This window comes from Pseudomonas sp. B21128 (assembly GCF_044218865.1).
In the GTDB taxonomy this organism is placed as follows: Bacteria; Pseudomonadota; Gammaproteobacteria; order Pseudomonadales; family Pseudomonadaceae; genus Aquipseudomonas; species Aquipseudomonas iridis.
Genome location: NZ_CP162590.1, coordinates 1,870,938 through 1,889,179, shown reverse-complemented (window position 1 = coordinate 1,889,179; position 18,242 = coordinate 1,870,938). Strand labels below are relative to the sequence as shown.

The following is an 18,242-nucleotide window of genomic DNA, read 5'->3' as shown; positions in this document are numbered from 1 at the left end:
AACGGAGGTTTTTTATGCAGATTTTCAAGGTTGGCGGTGCGGTACGTGATCGCTTGCTGGGCAAACCGGTCACCGACATCGACTGGGTCGTGGTGGGCGCCACCACCGAAGAAATGCTCGCTCAGGGCTATCGCCCGGTCGGCGCGGATTTCCCGGTGTTTCTTCACCCAAAAAGCGGCGCGGAATACGCCCTCGCCCGTACCGAGCGCAAAAGCGGTCGCGGTTATGGCGGCTTCACGTTTCACGCCAGCCCTGAAGTCACGCTTGAAGAAGACCTGATCCGCCGTGATCTGACGATCAACGCCATGGCCGAGGACGACCAGCAAAATCTGACCGATCCTTATCACGGCCAGCGCGACCTCGAGGCCCGGGTCCTGCGTCACGTTTCGCCGGCATTCGCCGAAGATCCGCTGCGAGTACTGCGTGTTGCCCGCTTCGCCGCTCGCTACGCCGATTTGGGTTTTACCGTTGCGCCCGAGACGCTGGAGCTGATGCGTCAGCTCAGTGAGTCTGGCGAACTTGAGGCACTGACAGCCGAACGCAGCTGGAAGGAAATCTCCCGGGCACTGATGGAAGACCAACCGCAGGTGTTCATTCAGGTGCTACGCGATTGCGGCGCACTGAAAGTGCTGATGCCGGAAGTCGATGCGCTGTTCGGTGTGCCGCAGCCAGAAATCCATCACCCGGAAATCGACAGCGGCATCCACACGCTCAGCGTGCTGGAGCAATCGGCGCGGCACAAACAGCCACTCACCGTGCGCTGGGCCTGCCTGCTGCACGACCTCGGCAAAGGCCTGACGCCAGAAGAGGAATGGCCACGACACATCGCCCACGAACACAAGGGGCTGAAGCTGATCAAAGTGGTCAACGCACGCTTCAAGGCGCCGAAGGACTGTCAGGAATTGGCGCTGCTGGTCGGCCAGTACCACACCCACGGCCACCGCGCCTTGGAGTTAAAGGCCTCAACGCTGCTGGAGCTGCTGCAAAGTTTTGATGTCTATCGCCGGCCGCAACGGTTTGAAGAGTTTATCGCTGCGTGCGAGATGGATGCTCGAGGCCGCAAGGGGCTGGAGGAAAGGAGTTATCCACAGGCTGATTATTTGCGTGGCGCGGCCAGTGTGGCGCGTGGCGTAGCGGTGCAGCCACTGCTGGAGAAAGGATTCAAGGGCCCTGAACTGGGCGAGGCGCTCAAGCGCGAACGGCTCAAGGCTTTGAAGGCTTACAAAGAGGCGGCGTCAGCCTGAAAAGCTTCGCGAGCAAGCTCGCTCCCACATGGGTCGCGCATTACTGTGGGAGCGAGCTTGCTCGCGAAGGCGTCAGGCAGTTCAAACCAAACTCGATGGCGTGAGCTGCTCGCTCCGCCACTCGAACGCCACCGGTGCCAACACCTGATCAATCTGCGCTTCGGCCCACAGTGTCGCGAAGCTTTTTCCCACAGCCGGATGCACGCGATCTGGCGCAATCAGCGACAGTGGCCACAACACGAAGGCGTTTTTCAGTATCTCGGCGCGCGGTAGAACCAAACCGTCGAAATTGCCCACCAGATCGCCGTACAACAGCACGTCGATATCCAGCGGCAACCCCTTGCGGTCCGGCGCATACCGACCGTTATCCGCCTCGATGAACTTCAAGCGACGATCGAGCTCCATCAACGGCAGGTCGGTAAACGCCGACACCACGAAGTTGAAGAACGGACCACTCTTGATCCCCACAGGCTGGCTTTCGAATACCGCTGAACAGCGGATATCCACCAAAAAAGTGGCCAGCGCATCCAGACCGGCGCGCAAATGGGTTTCGCGCTCGATATTGCTACCGAGCCCGAGATAGACCTGAGTCAGCGACATCCGCGCTCGATCTCCACACCCACGCCACCCTTGGCGGCCGGCACGGCGCCTGGCTTGGTCAGTTTCAGGCGGACCCAGGTGATCTTGAATTCGTCCATGAGTACCGCGACCAGACGCTCGGCAAAGGTCTCGACCAGTTGGAACTGCGCCTGTTCGGCAAACGCCTGGATACGCGTGGAAACGCTGGCGTAGTCGAGCGCCAGGGTCAGGTCATCACCGGCCGCGGCCGGGCGATTGTCCCAGGCGAAGCTCAGATCAAGACGCAGACACTGTCGGATGCCGCGCTCCCAGTCGTACGCACCGATCACGGTGTCGACTTCCAGGCCCTCGATAAACACTCTGTCCACGCACTTTTCTCCGCTGCACGACAAGGGCGCAATGCGCCGTTAGAATCAGGGCGTCCTCGCCCGGAATAGTAAGCATGTTTTGGTTACTGGCGACTCTCGCCTACCTGCTCGGCTCTCTGTCCTTCGCCATTTTGCTCAGCCGCCTGACCGGAAATCCGGACCCGCGAATGAGTGGCTCGGGCAATGCCGGCGCCACCAACATGCTGCGCGTGGCCGGTCGCAAACTCGCGATCCTGACCCTGCTGGGTGATCTGTGCAAAGGCCTGCTGCCGGTACTGCTCGCTGCGGCTATCGGCCTTTCGCTGCAGGATCAGGCCTGGATTGGCGTGTGCGCCGTGATCGGTCACCTGTTCCCGCTGTATTTCCGTTTTCGCGGCGGCAAGGGCGTCGCCACCGCTGCCGGCATGCTCCTGGCCCTGTATCCGCCTGCTGCGCTGCTGGCGGTGTGTGCCTGGCTGCTGACGTTCTACCTGACCCGCACCAGTTCTCTGGCAGCGCTGATCGCCACACCGCTGACCCTGCCGCTACTGGCCTGGCAAGAACCGGAGGCACTGCTGCCGATGAGCGCATTGACGCTGCTGATCGTCTGGCGCCACCGCGGCAATCTACGCGACCTGTTTGCCGGGCGCGAACGGCATTTCTGAATACCGTTCATGAGCGCGGCCCATCAGAGCGCCGATAATTGCTCCATCGGCCAGCGCGCCTGCACGCTGATCGCCAGACTTTCCTGCTGTCCGGCCTGCAATCGCTGGCAACCGGCGAACGCGATCATCGCGCCATTGTCGGTGCAGAACTCAGGACGGGCATAAAACACATCGCCCTTCATGTCGCCGAGCATTTTCTCCAGCGACACGCGGAGCGCCTTATTGGCGCTGACACCGCCAGCAATCACCAGACGCTTCATGCCCGCCTGTTTCAGGGCCCGCTTGCACTTGATGGTCAAAGTCTCCACCACGGCCTGCTGGAACGCCAGCGCGATGTCGCAACGGGCTTGCTCGTTGTCGTCCCCGGCGCTGATGCGTTGCTGCCAGGTATTGAGCGCCGAGGTCTTCAGACCGCTGAAGCTGAATTCCAGCCCCGGGCGATCGCACATCGGACGCGGGAAAGTGAAACGTCCTGCGACGCCCTTCTCCGCCAGCTTGGCGATTTCCGGCCCGCCGGGGTAATTGAGGCCCATCATCTTCGCCGTCTTGTCAAAAGCTTCACCGGCCGCGTCGTCGAGCGTCTCACCGAGCAGCGCGTATTGACCGATGCCATCGACCTGAACCAACTGCGTATGACCGCCGGAGACCAACAAAGCGACGAACGGAAATTGTGGCGGTTCTGGCTCCAGCATCGGTGCCAGCAAATGACCTTCCATGTGATGCACGCCGAGTGCCGGAATACCCCAGGCAAACGCCAGTGCCTGAGCGCAGGAAGCACCCACCAGCAGCGCCCCAACCAGGCCAGGACCCGCGGTGTAGGCGATCGCGTCGATCTCGGTCGGCACACAGCCAGCCTCGGCCAACACCTGACGAATCAAGGGCAGCATGCGTTTGACGTGGTCACGCGAGGCCAGCTCTGGCACCACGCCGCCATAGGCGCGATGCAGGTCAATCTGGCTGAACAGTGCATCGGCCAGCAGACCTCGCTCACTGTCATATAATGCGACGCCGGTTTCGTCGCAGGAGGTTTCTAATCCCAGTACTAGCATGGGTTTGCGCCTTGTTTAGGCTGAATTCGAAGGCGCGCATAATAGTCCCCACGTGATGCCCCGACCAGCGGTTTTCGATCAGAGGCTTTGCATTCCGAGCGATGAGGGGTTAACATCCGCAACCCTTAAAAACCGACGACCTCAGCCGCGAATTTTTTGCGACGAGAACGTTGATCCCGGTAATGAAAGAAGGTAGCTCTGGATGCCAGCCGTCAAAGTTAAAGAGAACGAACCCTTCGACGTAGCTCTGCGTCGTTTCAAGCGCTCCTGCGAAAAAGCCGGTGTACTGGCTGAAGTTCGTAGCCGCGAATTTTACGAGAAGCCAACTTCTGAGCGTAAGCGTAAAGCAGCAGCCGCTGTTAAGCGTCACGCCAAGAAAGTTCAGCGCGAACAGCGCCGCGCCGTTCGTCTGTACTAATACACAGACGTTCGTAGCAAGCTTCTGCCAAGCCCGGCCCTCAGCCGGGCTATTGGCATTTGCGGATATCGCTTGATGCTTCATCGTCGACGCCGCACACGCGACCGAGACAAATCTGCTTCAAACGTCAGACCTGGCTCTTTTGCCAGCGGTGCACGTCTTTTCTGACGAGCCTTTCAAGGCTACTGACGAGCACACCCACTGATTCCTCTTACGACGATCAGCCCAAGGCACCTGCATGCGTGCCCGCTTTATTGAGCTATCCGAGGTCTTTAACCGGCCGTCAGCGGATTCAGCGCAACACTTTCAAATAGTCGAAGGCTGATTGGTACTAACGTCAGTGGATTTTCGGCAGATACACTTCCCGACAGCGATAACGCAGACGACACCGGTCGAGCCGCACATTTTGCGCGCTTCAAACAACGACCCGCGTCCGGCCGCCCTTCGCATCGGACTTATTACAGCGCAGACAACGAGCACGCCATGGCCGGGCTGATTCCCCAGAGCTTCATTGACGACCTGCTGAACCGCACCGACATCGTCGATGTGGTCAGCTCGCGCGTGCAATTGAAGAAGGCTGGCAAGAACTACACCGCCTGCTGCCCGTTTCATAAAGAAAAAACCCCGTCGTTCAGCGTCAGCCCCGACAAGCAGTTCTATTACTGCTTCGGTTGCGGTGCCGGCGGCAACGCGCTCGGCTTCCTCATGGATCACGACAACCTGGATTTCCCCCAGGCTGTTGAGGACCTTGCCAAAGCCGCCGGCATGGAAATCCCCCGCGAAGAAAGTGGCCGACCGCACAAGCCGCGCCAGCCGACCGATTCGCCGCTGTATCCGCTGCTCACTGCTGCCGCTGAGTTTTATCGGCAGGCACTCAAGAGCCACCCATCGCGCAAAGCCGCCGTGGATTACCTCAAGGGCCGCGGCCTGACGGGTGAGATTGCCCGAGACTTCGGTCTCGGCTTTGCTCCGCCGGGCTGGGACAACCTGTTCAAACACTTGAGCAGCGACACCCTTCAGCAAAAAGCCATGATCGACGCCGGCCTGCTGATCGAGAACGCCGAAACCGGCAAACGCTATGACCGCTTCCGCGATCGCGTGATGTTCCCGATCCGCGACAGCCGCGGGCGGATCATTGCTTTCGGCGGTCGCGTACTGGGTGACGACAAGCCCAAATACCTGAACTCACCGGAAACCCCGGTTTTCCATAAAGGCCAGGAACTCTACGGCCTCTATGAAGCGCGCAAGAACAACCGCAACCTTGATGAAATCATCGTCGTCGAAGGTTATATGGACGTCATCGCCCTCGCCCAACAAGGCCTGCGCAATGCCGTCGCAACGCTGGGCACCGCGACCAGCGAAGAACACATGAAACGCCTGTTCCGCGTCGTGCCCAACGTCTTGTTCTGTTTCGACGGCGACCAGGCCGGCCGCAACGCCGCGTGGCGCGCATTGGAGGCAACGCTTTCATGTCTGCAGGATGGACGTCGCGCGCGATTCCTGTTTCTGCCCGAAGGCGAAGACCCGGACACCCTGGTTCGTACCGAGGGCACTGACGCCTTCAAGGCCCGAATCAATCAGCATGCGCAGCCGCTGGCAGATTATTTCTTCCAGCAACTGACCGAAGAGTCCGACCCCCGCTCGCTCGAAGGCAAGGCCCACATGGCCACCCTCGCCGCACCGTTGATCGACAAAGTGCCAGGTGCCAATCTGCGCATTCTGATGCGTCAGCGCCTGACCGAAATCACCGGCCTGAGCAGCGAAACCGTCAGTCAGCTTGCGCAAAACGCACCGCAGGAAGCGCCGCCCGCCTACGATCCGGGCTTCGATTACGACGCAATGCCCGATTACAGCGACTACCATCAGCCGCAGGCGCAGGACATGTACGTGCCGCAGCAGGAGTGGACGCCGAAAAAACCCGGTGCCGGCGGCAAGAAGTGGGACAAAAAACCCTGGGATAAAAACGGCAAGCGTGGTGGCGATCGCGATCAGCAGCGGCCACGAACGCCAATCGGCGTCGAGTCGCCGACCCTGACCGCCCTGCGCACACTGCTTCATCACCCGCAATTGGCCAAACGCGTCGAAGATGCCGGGCACATTGCGGACGAAAACCAGACCAACGCCCAGCTGCTTGTGGCGCTGCTCGAAGCCGTACAGAAGAATCCCAAGCTAAACTCATTTCAGTTGATCGCGCGATGGCACGGCACTGAACAGGGGCGATTGCTCAAGGCACTGGCAGAAAAGGAATGGCTGATTGACGGAGATAACCTTGAACAACAGTTTTTCGACACCATTACTAGCTTGTCAGCCCGCCAACGCGAGCGAAATCTGGAACAGTTACTCAGGAAAGCGCGTCAAAGCGAACTGAGTATCGAAGAGAAAAATCAACTGCGCGACCTTTTAAGTCGCAATGTTTCCGCATCAAGCCCGACCTCAACTGGCGCGTGAGGTCATAGCTCAGGTATAATCCTCGGCTTGTTTTTTGCCCGCCAAGACCTTCAGTGGATAGGGTGTTATGTCCGGAAAAGCGCAACAGCAGTCTCGTATTATTGAGTTGATCAAACTGGGTCGTGAGCAGAAATATCTGACTTACGCCGAGGTCAACGACCACCTGCCCGAGGATATTTCAGATCCTGAGCAGGTGGAAGACATCATCCGCATGATTAACGACATGGGGATCCCCGTACACGAGAGTGCTCCGGATGCGGACGCCCTTATGTTGGCCGACGCCGATACCGATGAGGCCGCTGCGGAAGAAGCAGCAGCCGCGTTGGCAGCGGTGGAGACCGATATCGGTCGCACGACTGACCCTGTGCGCATGTATATGCGTGAAATGGGTACCGTTGAGCTTCTGACTCGTGAAGGCGAAATCGAAATCGCCAAGCGTATCGAAGAGGGCATCCGTGAAGTGATGGGCGCAATCGCGCACTTCCCTGGCACGGTTGACCACATTCTCTCCGAGTACACCCGCGTCACCACCGAAGGTGGTCGCCTGTCTGACGTCCTGAGCGGTTATATCGACCCGGACGACGGCATTGCGCCGCCTGCGGCAGAAGTGCCGCCGCCGGTCGATCCGAAAGCCGTCAAGGCTGACGACGACACCGACGACGATGAAGCCGACGCTTCCGATGACGAAGAAGAAGCCGAAAGCGGTCCCGATCCGGTCATCGCGGCCCAGCGTTTTGGCGCTGTGTCCGATCAGATGGAAATCACCCGCAAGGCGCTGAAGAAGCACGGTCGCAGCAACAAGGCAGCGATTGCCGAACTGCTGCTACTGGCCGAGCTGTTCATGCCGATCAAACTGGTGCCGAAGCAATTCGAAGCCCTGGTCGAGCGTGTTCGCGGTGCTCTGGATCGTCTGCGTCAGCAAGAGCGCGCGATCATGCAACTGTGCGTACGTGATGCACGTATGCCACGCGCCGATTTCCTGCGTCAGTTCCCGAGCAATGAAGTCGACGAAAGCTGGTCCGACGCACTGGCCAAAGGCAAGAGCAAATACGCCGAAGCCATCGGCCGTGTTCAGCCGGACATCATCCGTTGCCAGCAGAAACTGATTGCGCTGGAAACTGAAACCGGTTTGACCATTGCTGAAATCAAGGACATCAACCGTCGCATGTCGATCGGTGAGGCCAAGGCCCGCCGCGCGAAGAAAGAGATGGTTGAAGCGAACTTGCGTCTGGTGATCTCGATCGCCAAGAAGTACACCAACCGCGGCCTGCAATTCCTCGATCTGATCCAGGAAGGCAACATCGGCCTGATGAAAGCGGTGGACAAGTTCGAATACCGTCGTGGTTACAAGTTCTCGACTTATGCCACCTGGTGGATCCGTCAGGCGATCACTCGCTCGATCGCCGACCAGGCTCGCACCATTCGTATTCCGGTGCACATGATCGAGACGATCAACAAGCTCAACCGCATTTCCCGGCAGATGTTGCAGGAAATGGGTCGCGAGCCGACCCCGGAAGAGCTGGGCGAACGCATGGAAATGCCTGAGGACAAGATCCGCAAGGTATTGAAGATCGCTAAAGAGCCGATCTCCATGGAAACCCCGATCGGTGATGACGAAGACTCCCATCTGGGTGACTTCATCGAAGACTCGACCATGCAGTCGCCAATCGATGTTGCCACTGTTGAGAGCCTGAAAGAAGCGACTCGCGAAGTGCTGTCGGGCCTCACTGCCCGTGAAGCCAAAGTACTGCGCATGCGTTTCGGTATCGACATGAACACCGACCATACGCTCGAAGAAGTGGGCAAACAGTTTGACGTGACCCGTGAGCGGATCCGTCAGATCGAAGCCAAGGCGTTGCGCAAGCTGCGCCACCCGACGCGAAGCGAGCATTTGCGCTCCTTCCTCGACGAGTGATACCAGAACCCCCGGCCCAGGCCGGGGGTTTTGTTTATGTAGCAGATTAAATTCTCCGCACCACCCCTCCCCCGCATACCCCGTCTACACTCGAAACAACCACCCCCGAGCCATACCGAGAGCGCTATGCCCAGATTGGCGTCCGTGCTAATTCTGCTGTCACTGATGATCTGGACCGCAACGGCTGACGCGCTGACTCTGACCGATGAAGAACGTAGCTGGCTGACGGCTCATCCAGACTTGCGCCTGGGCGTCGACGCGTCGTGGCCGCCCTTTGAGTTTCGCGACGATCAGTCTCGCTATCAGGGCCTGGCAGCTGACTACATAGACGCCATACGCCAGCGTCTGGCGATCAAACTCACCCCGGTCGAACCCGTGAGCTGGACGGTGGTGCTTGAGCAGGTCAAGCAGGGCAAGATAGACCTGCTGCCCGGGATCATGTCGACACCGGAGCGTCAGGAATATCTGTCGTTCACTCGTCCTTACCTCGACTTTCCGATCGTCATCCTTGCCCACGTGGGCGGCGCACAACCGCGCAAGCTTGACGATCTGTACGGCCTGAAGATCGCCGTGGTGGAAAACTACGCGCCCCATGAACTCCTGCGCACCCACCATCCCGACCTGAATCTGGTCGCCATGCCCAATGTCAGCTCTGCCTTGCAAGCGCTCGCGACCGATGAAGTCGACGCCGTAGTGGGTGATCTCGCGTCCAGTGTATGGAGCCTGCGTCAGTTGAAGCTCGACGGCCTGTACGTCAGCGGCGAAACCCCGTATCGCTATCAGCTGGCGATGGGCGTACCCCGTGACAACAAGATGCTGGTGGGCATTCTGGACAAAGTCCTGGCGGACATGTCCCCCGCTGAAATCAGCGCGATTCAAGAGCACTGGGTTGGCAACGTGCTTGACCACCGGACATTCTGGTCCGATCTGCTGGTTTACGGCCTGCCTGGCCTGCTGATCCTGATCATCGTGCTGGCGGTGGTTATTCGCATCAATCGTCGCCTGAGTTCAGAGATCGCCCGCCGCATCGACCTCGAACAGGAATTACGCAGCAGTGAGTATCACTATCGCGGCCTGGTAGAGAGCTTGTCGGCCATCGCCTGGGAAGCGCGAATGAGCGACTTCACCTACAGCTATGTGTCACCCCACGCTGAAGACTTGCTCGGTTATCCGCTGTCGCATTGGCTGATTCCGGGGTTCTGGCGCAACATCATCCACCCGGCCGACCTGACCCGCGCCCAGCGCTTCTGCGATCACGAAGTGCTGGCCGGACGCGATCATAGCCTCGATTACCGGGTGATCACCGCCGACGGTCGCTGTCTGTGGGTACGCGACATCGTCAGTCTTATCGAACACGGCCATGAACCGGTAATGCGCGGGCTGATGATCGACATCAGCGAGACCAAACGTACCGAGGAGGCGCTACGCCTGTCCGAGCAGAAATTCGCATCGGTATTCCAGCAGTGCCCGGACATTCTGCTGATCGCGCGGTTGTCCGACGGTTGCTTGCTGGAAGTAAACGAAGCCTTCGAAGAGCAGATCGGACTGAAAGCCGTAGAAGTCATCGGTCAGACCGCCACCAACCTCAACATCTGGGGCATTCCCGGCGTCGGACCGGGGCTGTTGCAACGGTTGCAGGCCGGAAGCATTCGAAACCTGGAAATGCCCTTTCGCCGTAACAATGGTCAGGTGTTTACCGGGCTGATTTCCGCCGAACCCTTTGATCTCGACACCACGCCCGCACTGGTTGTGGTGGTGCGCGACATCACTCAGCTCAAGGAAACCCAACAGCAACTGCAAACGTCGGAAGAAAAGTTTGCCAAGGCATTTCATGCATCACCGGATGGCTTGCTGCTGTCGCGTCAAAGCGACGGATTGCTGCTGGAGGTCAACGACGGCTTCAGCCGGATCACCGGGTTCAACAGCGCCATGTCAGTGGATCGTTCGGCGTTGGACCTGGGGATCTGGGTCAACCTCAACGAACGTAAACAGATGCTCGATCTGCTGCACCGCGACGGCTTCGTCCGCGATTTCACCTGCCATATCCGCCGCAGCGATGGGCAGATTCGCCTGTGCGAAGTGTCTGCCCGACCGCTACCGATCGGCGAAGAAGACTGCATGCTGACCATCGCCCGCGACATCACCGAACGCCACCTGATGCAGGAGAAGCTGCAACAGGCTGCAACTGTTTTCGAAAGCACTGCCGAAGGCGTGTTGATCACTGACACTCAACAGCACATCAGTGCGGTCAACCGGGCCTTCACCGAAATCACCGGTTACAGCGAAAGCGAAGCCCTCGGACATACACCGCGCCTTCTCGCCTCGGGCCTGCACGACAGCGCGTTTTACGCAGCGATGTGGCACCAGTTGACCGATGAAGGTCACTGGCAGGGCGAGATTTCAAACCGGCGCAAGAATGGCGAGTTGTACCCGAGTTGGCTGACCATCAGCGCAGTGCGCAACCGCGACAAACTCATCACCCATTTTGTTGCGGTGTTTGCCGACATCTCCAGCCTCAAGCACGCCCAGGCCAAACTCGATTATCAGGCTCACCACGACCCACTCACCGGCCTGCCGAACCGCACGTTGTTCGAAAGCCGTTTGCTCACGGCACTCAATAATCAGCAGGAAAACGGCGGTCTGGGTGCCGTGCTGTTCCTCGATCTCGACCGCTTCAAACACATCAATGACAGCCTCGGTCATCCAGTCGGCGACCTGCTGCTCAAGGGCATCGCCGTACGACTCAAGGAACAGTTGCGCGACATTGATACCGTCGCACGCCTGGGCGGCGACGAATTCATCATCCTGTTGCCCGGCCTGCAACAGGCCAGCGACGCCGATCATATCGCGCTAAAACTGCTCAATTGTTTCGGCGCGCCGTTTCAGGCCGGCGAACACGAGTTTTTCATCAGCGCCAGCATCGGCACCAGCCTGTACCCCCGCGATGGTGGCGACGTGGCCACACTGGTGAAAAACGCCGATGCGGCGATGTACCGCTCCAAGGCCAAGGGCCGCAACCGCGTCGAGAGTTACACCCGCGACCTCACCGCGCAGGCCATTGAGCGCGTGGCGCTGGAGCACGAACTGCGCCGTGCCATTGAGCGTGAGGAGTTGCATCTCTATTACCAACCGAAAATCAGCCTCGACGACCACAGCCTCGTCGGCGCCGAAGCGCTGATCCGCTGGCGCCATCCAACCTTTGGCGAGGTGCCGCCGGAGCACTTCATTCCATTGGCCGAAGAGAACGGGATGATTCTGCAGATCGGCGATTGGGTGTTGGAGACCGCGTGCCGGCAGATGTTCGAGTGGAACCAGATCTACGACAGCCTCGGGCCGCTGTCGGTCAACCTCGCCGGGGCGCAGCTGCGTCAGCCGAATCTGCTTGGGCGCATCGAGCAACTGCTCAAGGACAACGGTCTCAGGCCGGATTTACTGCAACTGGAAATTACCGAAAACTTCATCATGAGTCAGGCTGAAGAAGCACTGACAGTGCTGCATCAACTCAAACACCTGGGCGTACAGCTGGCGATCGACGACTTCGGCACCGGTTATTCTTCGCTTAGCTACCTCAAGCGTCTGCCGCTGGACATCCTCAAAATCGACCAGTCATTCGTTCGCGGACTGCCCGACGACCCGCACGATGCGGCGATTGTCCGCGCCATCATCGCCTTGGGCCGAAGCATGCAATTCACCGTCATCGCCGAAGGCGTGGAAACCCAGGCGCAACAACAATTTCTCGCCGCCGAAGGCTGCGAACAGATCCAGGGCTACATCGTCAGCCTCCCACTGCCACCGGAGGAATTCGCCGCGACATTTCTGCGTATTACCGTATCGGATTTTTCGGATAGCACAGCGGCGAAACCGTCGCTATAATCCGCGGCCTACTGAGGGCCTATAGCTCAGTTGGTTAGAGCAGAGGACTCATAATCCTTTGGTCCACGGTTCAAGTCCGTGTGGGCCCACCACTTTGAAAGCCGCGCATTGCGCGGCTTTCGTCGTTTCTGGCATTTGAAAAAACTGGTCGCCTGGATTGCACAAAATGCGTTCCATCCAAGATTCGTCCAATTCAGTTTTTGGACGGGCCTTCACGCCACTTCTGCGACCACAGGTTTCGCTGCCAAGATACCGGCCAGCGGATTCAAAGTCACAAACTCCGCCATGTGGCCAGGACTGAAGTGCGCGGACGTCTTTGTCATGGCCAGCGTTGCATGCCCGAGCACTTTTTGAAGCGTCAGGATAGCCAGCTAGCTGCGCACAAGCATGGACCAACACCGCCGCCAGACAATGCCGGAGAGTTCGTACGCAATGCCACCAGCGCGCGGTCGTTGAGCGAGAAATTAAAGCCCATCATCGGATAGCAAAAACCCGCCAATTGGCGGGCTAAATATGCAGCGACTTAGCGACTTACCAACTGCCGTAAGGGATTCCGTACTTTTCGACATATAGTTTTGACGCATCCTGCAATGGATAGTAAGTACCACCTGAAAGCCCTAAATCAGGCCCCTTTGGCTCTATTTCTACTTGAGCGCGTGCGACTTTGATTGCTCGCCGACACTCGTCCAGTGCCCACACTTGGACGATACCGCCGGGAGCTAGCCCCAGCCGTACAGACGCACGCTTGGGAAGAAAAGTAGTATCAGGAACACTTGAGCACTCTTTGGTCAGGGCATTGCGCATGACCTGCCGTGCACTTTCGGGTATCTCGATCCAGCCTTGGTAGGTTTGTGGCTCGACAAGCGATTGCCAGCGAACATAGATACGTACCGGAAGTTTTGCATCTACCACATGTCTTTCTTTGCCTCCTCCAGTAACCAGCCAGCCACTTGCTCCCTGAGTGCCGTTTTTCCTCCCTCCGGAAGAGCTGCTTCCAATCCTACGGTACATGTTCCCGTCGACATCGACAGTGGCACTGTCCTCAACCCAGCCGTCCATGGCGTAGGGAGTGATAAAGCCCAGCGCCCACGGGCCGGTGGCCAGATCCGAATGTCCCGAAGCTTGGCAACCGCCCGTTAAAAGTGCTCCTAACAAAATCCATAGTGTTCGCACGATTGTTACTCCTAGTCGGGTACGTTGGGATGCTGTACGCGGATCCCGTCCGTGGTAGGGGCGTTAAAATAAACCAATCCCGTGCGTGGCGTGGTGCCTTGCAACTTCCTGGGAGGGTTCCAGTTGGCTGAGGTGTGAATATACTTCAGCTTGAGCAACTGCTCTTCCGCTGGCGTCGTGCTGTAGTCACCAGATACAAAGCGATCACAAAGTGCTCGAAGCTCTGCCGGAATGGCATAGCGCGAAGACTTATCGTTGATTGGTATGAATCGTACTCCCTGTTGCTTGGCCAGTTCGTACATGACCCGCAGGTAAACCCGCGACAGCTCACCTCGTACTGGTCGCTTAAGCTGCAACGCCGCGTAGACACGCTTGGTAGGGCTCAAGCGATCCTGCTGAGACGGAGGTAAGCTCCGAACATAGGGTGTAACGATCTCCAGCATCTCTGCCGGCCAACCTTTGGCCTCCCACTTCGCCTTCACTTGTTGGGCATCGCGATAGATTGAGGTGTATTTCACATCGGTCGTTACGGCAACGTCCAGCGCTTGCATGGGACTGATCAGCAGGAGCTCTTCAGACTCGGGGTAGTAACCGCCGCCAATGTCCGAATGCACACCGGGCAAGTTGAATTCAGGATGATCGGCTTTCACGCGGGTCAGCGGGAAGTTGGCGCGTACTTCATCACGAGCCGCCAACTGGACGACTTTGGGGAACAAGCTGCGAGGCAGATAGAGATTAAGCCAAGGCGCTTTCTGACTTCGCACATAACCCAGATTAGCTAGGCCACCAACCGACGCCACCGTGTCGAACAATCCGATAAATCCCACTTGGATATCTCGCTGGTACTCACCGCCGAAAGCCTCTTGAAACGCTCGACGAAACATCTTGATGGTTTCACCCAGAGGCCCCTTCTGTCCCTGCGCGACTTCATTGGCAAAGTGCCGCGCAGCAGCTGCTCCCCGACTGAAACCAAAAGTGTCGAAGGTCAGATTCACAATCCTAGAATCCGGGTTGGTTTGCGAAAAGTCATAGATGATTCGCCCAATTTCTCTAAAGGCCCCTTCAACTTTAGCTGTCACGCCCGTTGCTCCGCGCCCCATGGCAGCTCCCATCATGCTGTCTTCTTCGCCGGATGAAGTGCCTATACCCTCTATGTAGAGTGCCTGGAAAAAATGGCGCTGTTCGCCTTCGCCCTGAATCTCATCGGATGAGAAATACAAATCACTGAGTTTTTTGACGTTCGACTCATCATTCGCATAACTGCTGTCAGGATCACTCATGTACGGTTTGCAGGCCGCATCTAGGTCTTCAGGTTTGATGGGGTGATTGGCACCGCACAGCACCCCCAATATGCCATTGTTTGCGTTGTTCAATGTTCCGTCAAAAAACACGCCAATGCGCAGAGTAATCGCGACAGAACTGTCTTCCTCAAGCTCCTCCTCTTCTTCCTCTTCCTCCAGACTGGAGTTATCCACAAGGGCGGCAGGCTCCGGCGAAGGCGCCAGGACCGAGTCGGCGGGTACATAGCTGGAGGGGTCGGGCAGATGAGCAGGCATCGGACTAACGGGAGCGACCGGTGCAGGCGTGGAGCTGTTACCGATGATGATGCTCGATGAACCGCCGGTGATGGTGTCGCCATGCGTACCTTGCGAACCAGTGACTAAGGCGGCTTGGCCATTGATCTGCACCGAGGACATCGCGGCCATGGTCAAGACACTGCCGCAGGTGGTGCAGTCCGTTACACGTGCGGCGGGTAAACCATCAAAAAACACATTGGGTGAACCGGACTCGATGGCCGTACCGCCGCAACGAGGGCAGCTAACGGTATCGGTTTTGCGAGCAGCGGGTTTGCCGGACATTGCCGACCTCCATGTCAGTGTTGATAGAGGCAGCACCATGCTGACGCTCTTTGTAAAAAACAATCAGACATTTCCCAAAGTCCCAACCAGGTACAAAGATCGTATCCAGTGGGTGAGAACACTTGGGCCAGCCAAGTTCCTCAGCCAACAAAAAAACATCCGAAAAAGCACTTATCCCCCTCCTGCCGACGGCCGCGCAAATGCGCGGCTTTTTCTTGGGTGATGGTTTGGTGTTTTTCAGTCTTGGCGAGCTTCATCGCCTGTAACATGCCCTGATTAACGACCCGCACCAATGGAGCCCCCCTTGCCCGACATCCGCCCGCCCGTCCTCGACGAAATCGACCGCCAGTTGATTGCAGCCCTGCAAATCAATGCCCGCGAAAGCGTGGCCATGCTCGCCCGGCAGTTGGGGATTGCCCGCACCACGGTGACGTCACGATTGGCGCGGCTGGAAAAAGCCAAGGTGATCACTGGTTACGGCGTACGGCTGGGGCAGCGTGTGGTCGATGGCGGTTTGCAGGCGTATGTCGGGATCAAGGTTCAGCCGCGCTCCGGCAAAGAGGTGTTGCGCCGCTTGAGTGCCATGGCGCAGGTGCAGCAGCTGTGTGCGGTGAGTGGCGAATTTGATTATGTGGCGTGGTTGCGCACGGATTCGCCGGAACAGCTGGATCAGTTGCTGGATCAGATTGGCAGTGTGGATGGGGTTGAGAAGACTACGACTTCAATTATTTTGAGTAGCAAGATTGATCGGGGGCAGCCGGTTTGATTTTCCGGCATTGATATCCTGGATGTCAGATAGGGCCTCTTCGCGAGCAAGCTCGCTCACACAGGGAACAGAGTGAAGCTATAGCTCGTCATTTTGATCGGTAAACAGGCAAAACGACGACACTTTGCGTCTTATTAACGTGTTCCACGCTCCCTAGAATGGCTGGCATCTTTTCCTATACTCAGACGCGCATTCCACGTCGGGTCGCCAGCAAGGTCAGCCATGAACAAGAACAATCGCCATCCTGCAGACGGTAAAAAGCCCATCACCATTTTCGGCCCGGACTTTCCTTTCGCCTTCGACGACTGGATCGAACACCCGGCCGGACTCGGTAGCATCCCAGTGCAAAATCATGGCGCTGAAGTGGCGATTGTCGGCGCCGGCATCGCAGGTCTCGTGGCCGCTTACGAGTTGATGAAACTGGGCCTGAAACCGGTGGTTTACGAGGCGTCGAAACTGGGTGGGCGCCTGCGCTCGCAGGCATTCAACGGCACTGACGGTATTGTCGCTGAGCTCGGCGGCATGCGTTTCCCGGTATCTTCCACCGCGTTCTACCACTACGTCGACAAGCTGGGTCTGGAGACCAAACCGTTCCCGAACCCGCTGACACCGGCGTCCGGCAGCACCGTGATCGACCTGGAAGGCAAAACCCATTACGCACAGAAACTGGCGGATCTTCCTGCGCTGTTTCAGGAAGTGGCTGACGCCTGGGCGGACGCGCTGGAAGCCGGTTCGCAATTCGCCGATATCCAGCAAGCCATCCGCGACCGTGATGTGCCGCGCCTCAAGGAACTGTGGAACACCCTGGTGCCGCTGTGGGACGACCGCACGTTCTACGACTTCGTTGCCACCTCCGAGGCCTTCGCCAAACTGTCGTTCCATCATCGCGAAGTGTTCGGCCAGGTCGGTTTCGGCACGGGTGGCTGGGACTCGGACTTCCCTAACTCGATGCTGGAAATTTTCCGCGTGGTGATGACCAACTGCGACGATCACCAACACCTGGTGGTCGGCGGTGTGGAACAAGTGCCGCAAGGCATTTGGCGTCATGTGCCGGAACGTTGCGTTCACTGGCCAGAAGGCACCAGCCTGAAATCCCTGCACCGAGGCGCCCCGCGTTCCGGCGTGAAAAAAATCGCCCATGCAGCCGATGGTCGTTTCGCTGTCACCGACAACAACGGCGATACCCGCGAATACGCTGCCGTCCTGACCACTTGCCAGAGCTGGCTGCTGACCACCCAGATCGAATGCGACGAAACGCTGTTCTCGCAGAAGATGTGGATGGCGCTCGACCGCACGCGCTATATGCAGTCGTCAAAGACTTTCGTGATGGTCGACCGGCCGTTCTGGAAAGACAAGGACCCTGAAACCGGTCGCGATCTGATGAGCATGACCCTCACCGATCGCCTGACCCGTGGCACCTATCTGTTCGACAACGGCGACGACAAGCCAGGGGTGATTTGCCTGTCGTACTCGTGGATGAGCGACGCGTTGAAAATGCTCCCGCACCCGGTAGAAAAACGTGTAGAGCTGGCGCTGAATGCGTTGAAGAAGATCTACCCGAAAGTCGACATTGCCGCGCGCATCATCGGCGATCCGATCACCGTGTCGTGGGAGGCCGATCCCTACTTTCTCGGCGCGTTCAAGGGTGCCCTGCCCGGCCACTATCGCTATAACCAGCGCATGTACGCGCACTTCATGCAGGACGACATCCCTGCCGAGCAACGCGGGATTTTCATCGCCGGTGACGATGTGTCGTGGACGCCTGCGTGGGTTGAAGGCGCGGTGCAGACTTCGCTCAACGCGGTGTGGGGGATCATCAAACATTTCGGCGGCGCGACACATAAAGAGAACCCAGGCCCGGGTGATGTGTTCAAAGACATTGGCCCTATCGCCCTGCCCGAGTAAG

13 protein-coding genes, 1 tRNA gene and 1 pseudogene are annotated in these 18,242 nt (G+C 58.3%); 9 read left to right on the top strand and 6 right to left on the bottom strand.

Translation table 11 applies throughout. The features are described 5' to 3' along the window. The first annotated feature begins 14 nt into the window (after window positions 1-14). On the top strand, window positions 15-1,244 hold the full coding sequence (locus AB4P91_RS08330) for a multifunctional CCA addition/repair protein (RefSeq protein ID WP_150593714.1): 1,230 nt from the start codon (window positions 15-17) through the stop codon (window positions 1,242-1,244). Between the two features lie 81 nt (window positions 1,245-1,325). Here AB4P91_RS08330 and folK read toward each other — a convergent pair whose 3' ends face one another. Both folK and folB read right to left on the bottom strand, forming a co-directional pair. Next, entirely contained in the window at window positions 1,326-1,844 is a 519-nt protein-coding gene (gene folK / locus AB4P91_RS08325) for a 2-amino-4-hydroxy-6-hydroxymethyldihydropteridine diphosphokinase (protein ID WP_150593713.1), read from the bottom strand. Next, complete coding sequence (gene folB / locus AB4P91_RS08320; RefSeq protein ID WP_042561393.1) at window positions 1,835-2,191, bottom strand: dihydroneopterin aldolase; 357 nt, start codon at window positions 2,189-2,191, stop codon at window positions 1,835-1,837. Before folB ends, folK begins: the two co-directional genes overlap by 10 nt. A gap of 74 nt (window positions 2,192-2,265) precedes the next feature. Here folB and plsY point away from each other — a divergent pair, with 74 nt between their 5' ends. After that, on the top strand, window positions 2,266-2,835 hold the full coding sequence (gene plsY / locus AB4P91_RS08315) for a glycerol-3-phosphate 1-O-acyltransferase PlsY (RefSeq protein ID WP_395604627.1): 570 nt from the start codon (window positions 2,266-2,268) through the stop codon (window positions 2,833-2,835). Window positions 2,836-2,858: 23 nt separating this feature from the next. Here the strand turns inward: plsY and tsaD are convergent, their stop codons facing one another. Then, window positions 2,859-3,884, bottom strand: a complete 1,026-nt coding sequence (tsaD, locus tag AB4P91_RS08310) for a tRNA (adenosine(37)-N6)-threonylcarbamoyltransferase complex transferase subunit TsaD (RefSeq protein WP_150593712.1) — start codon at window positions 3,882-3,884, stop codon at window positions 2,859-2,861. A 202-nt stretch (window positions 3,885-4,086) separates the two neighbouring features. On the opposite strand from tsaD, the gene rpsU reads away from it, so the two are divergent. From rpsU to AB4P91_RS08285, 5 genes are all read left to right on the top strand, one after another. Continuing rightward, a complete protein-coding gene (gene rpsU, locus AB4P91_RS08305; protein WP_002551877.1) occupies window positions 4,087-4,302 on the top strand; it encodes a 30S ribosomal protein S21 in 216 nt (71 codons plus the stop codon). Window positions 4,303-4,785: 483 nt separating this feature from the next. Continuing rightward, window positions 4,786-6,750 (top strand): DNA primase, encoded by a 1,965-nt coding sequence (dnaG, locus tag AB4P91_RS08300; RefSeq protein WP_150598011.1) that lies wholly within the window; start codon window positions 4,786-4,788, stop codon window positions 6,748-6,750. Between the two features lie 67 nt (window positions 6,751-6,817). Beyond that, the gene (rpoD, locus tag AB4P91_RS08295; protein ID WP_395604626.1) at window positions 6,818-8,665 is read left to right on the top strand and encodes an RNA polymerase sigma factor RpoD; all 1,848 of its coding nucleotides are present in this window, start codon (window positions 6,818-6,820) and stop codon (window positions 8,663-8,665) included. Between the two features lie 126 nt (window positions 8,666-8,791). Further along, the gene (locus AB4P91_RS08290; protein ID WP_395604625.1) at window positions 8,792-12,538 is read left to right on the top strand and encodes a bifunctional diguanylate cyclase/phosphodiesterase; all 3,747 of its coding nucleotides are present in this window, start codon (window positions 8,792-8,794) and stop codon (window positions 12,536-12,538) included. A 15-nt stretch (window positions 12,539-12,553) separates the two neighbouring features. Beyond that, window positions 12,554-12,630: transfer RNA gene (locus AB4P91_RS08285), tRNA-Ile, on the top strand. Window positions 12,631-12,750: 120 nt separating this feature from the next. Here the strand turns inward: AB4P91_RS08285 and AB4P91_RS08280 are convergent. The 3 genes and pseudogenes from AB4P91_RS08280 to AB4P91_RS08270 form a co-directional block, all read right to left on the bottom strand. Then, window positions 12,751-12,903: pseudogene (locus tag AB4P91_RS08280) on the bottom strand (integrase); the annotation flags it as partial. Between the two features lie 166 nt (window positions 12,904-13,069). After that, entirely contained in the window at window positions 13,070-13,711 is a 642-nt protein-coding gene (locus AB4P91_RS08275; RefSeq protein WP_150593709.1) for a DUF2931 family protein, read from the bottom strand. A gap of 11 nt (window positions 13,712-13,722) precedes the next feature. After that, complete coding sequence (locus AB4P91_RS08270; protein WP_395604624.1) at window positions 13,723-15,570, bottom strand: PAAR domain-containing protein; 1,848 nt, start codon at window positions 15,568-15,570, stop codon at window positions 13,723-13,725. A 304-nt stretch (window positions 15,571-15,874) separates the two neighbouring features. Here AB4P91_RS08270 and AB4P91_RS08265 point away from each other — a divergent pair, with 304 nt between their 5' ends. Further along, a complete protein-coding gene (locus AB4P91_RS08265; protein ID WP_007910086.1) occupies window positions 15,875-16,336 on the top strand; it encodes an Lrp/AsnC family transcriptional regulator in 462 nt (153 codons plus the stop codon). A gap of 222 nt (window positions 16,337-16,558) precedes the next feature. Further along, window positions 16,559-18,241 carry an NAD(P)/FAD-dependent oxidoreductase gene (locus AB4P91_RS08260; RefSeq protein ID WP_150593707.1) on the top strand — a complete coding sequence of 561 codons (1,683 nt, stop codon included), beginning with the start codon at window positions 16,559-16,561 and terminating at the stop codon, window positions 18,239-18,241. The last annotated feature ends 1 nt before the right edge of the window (window position 18,242 follow it).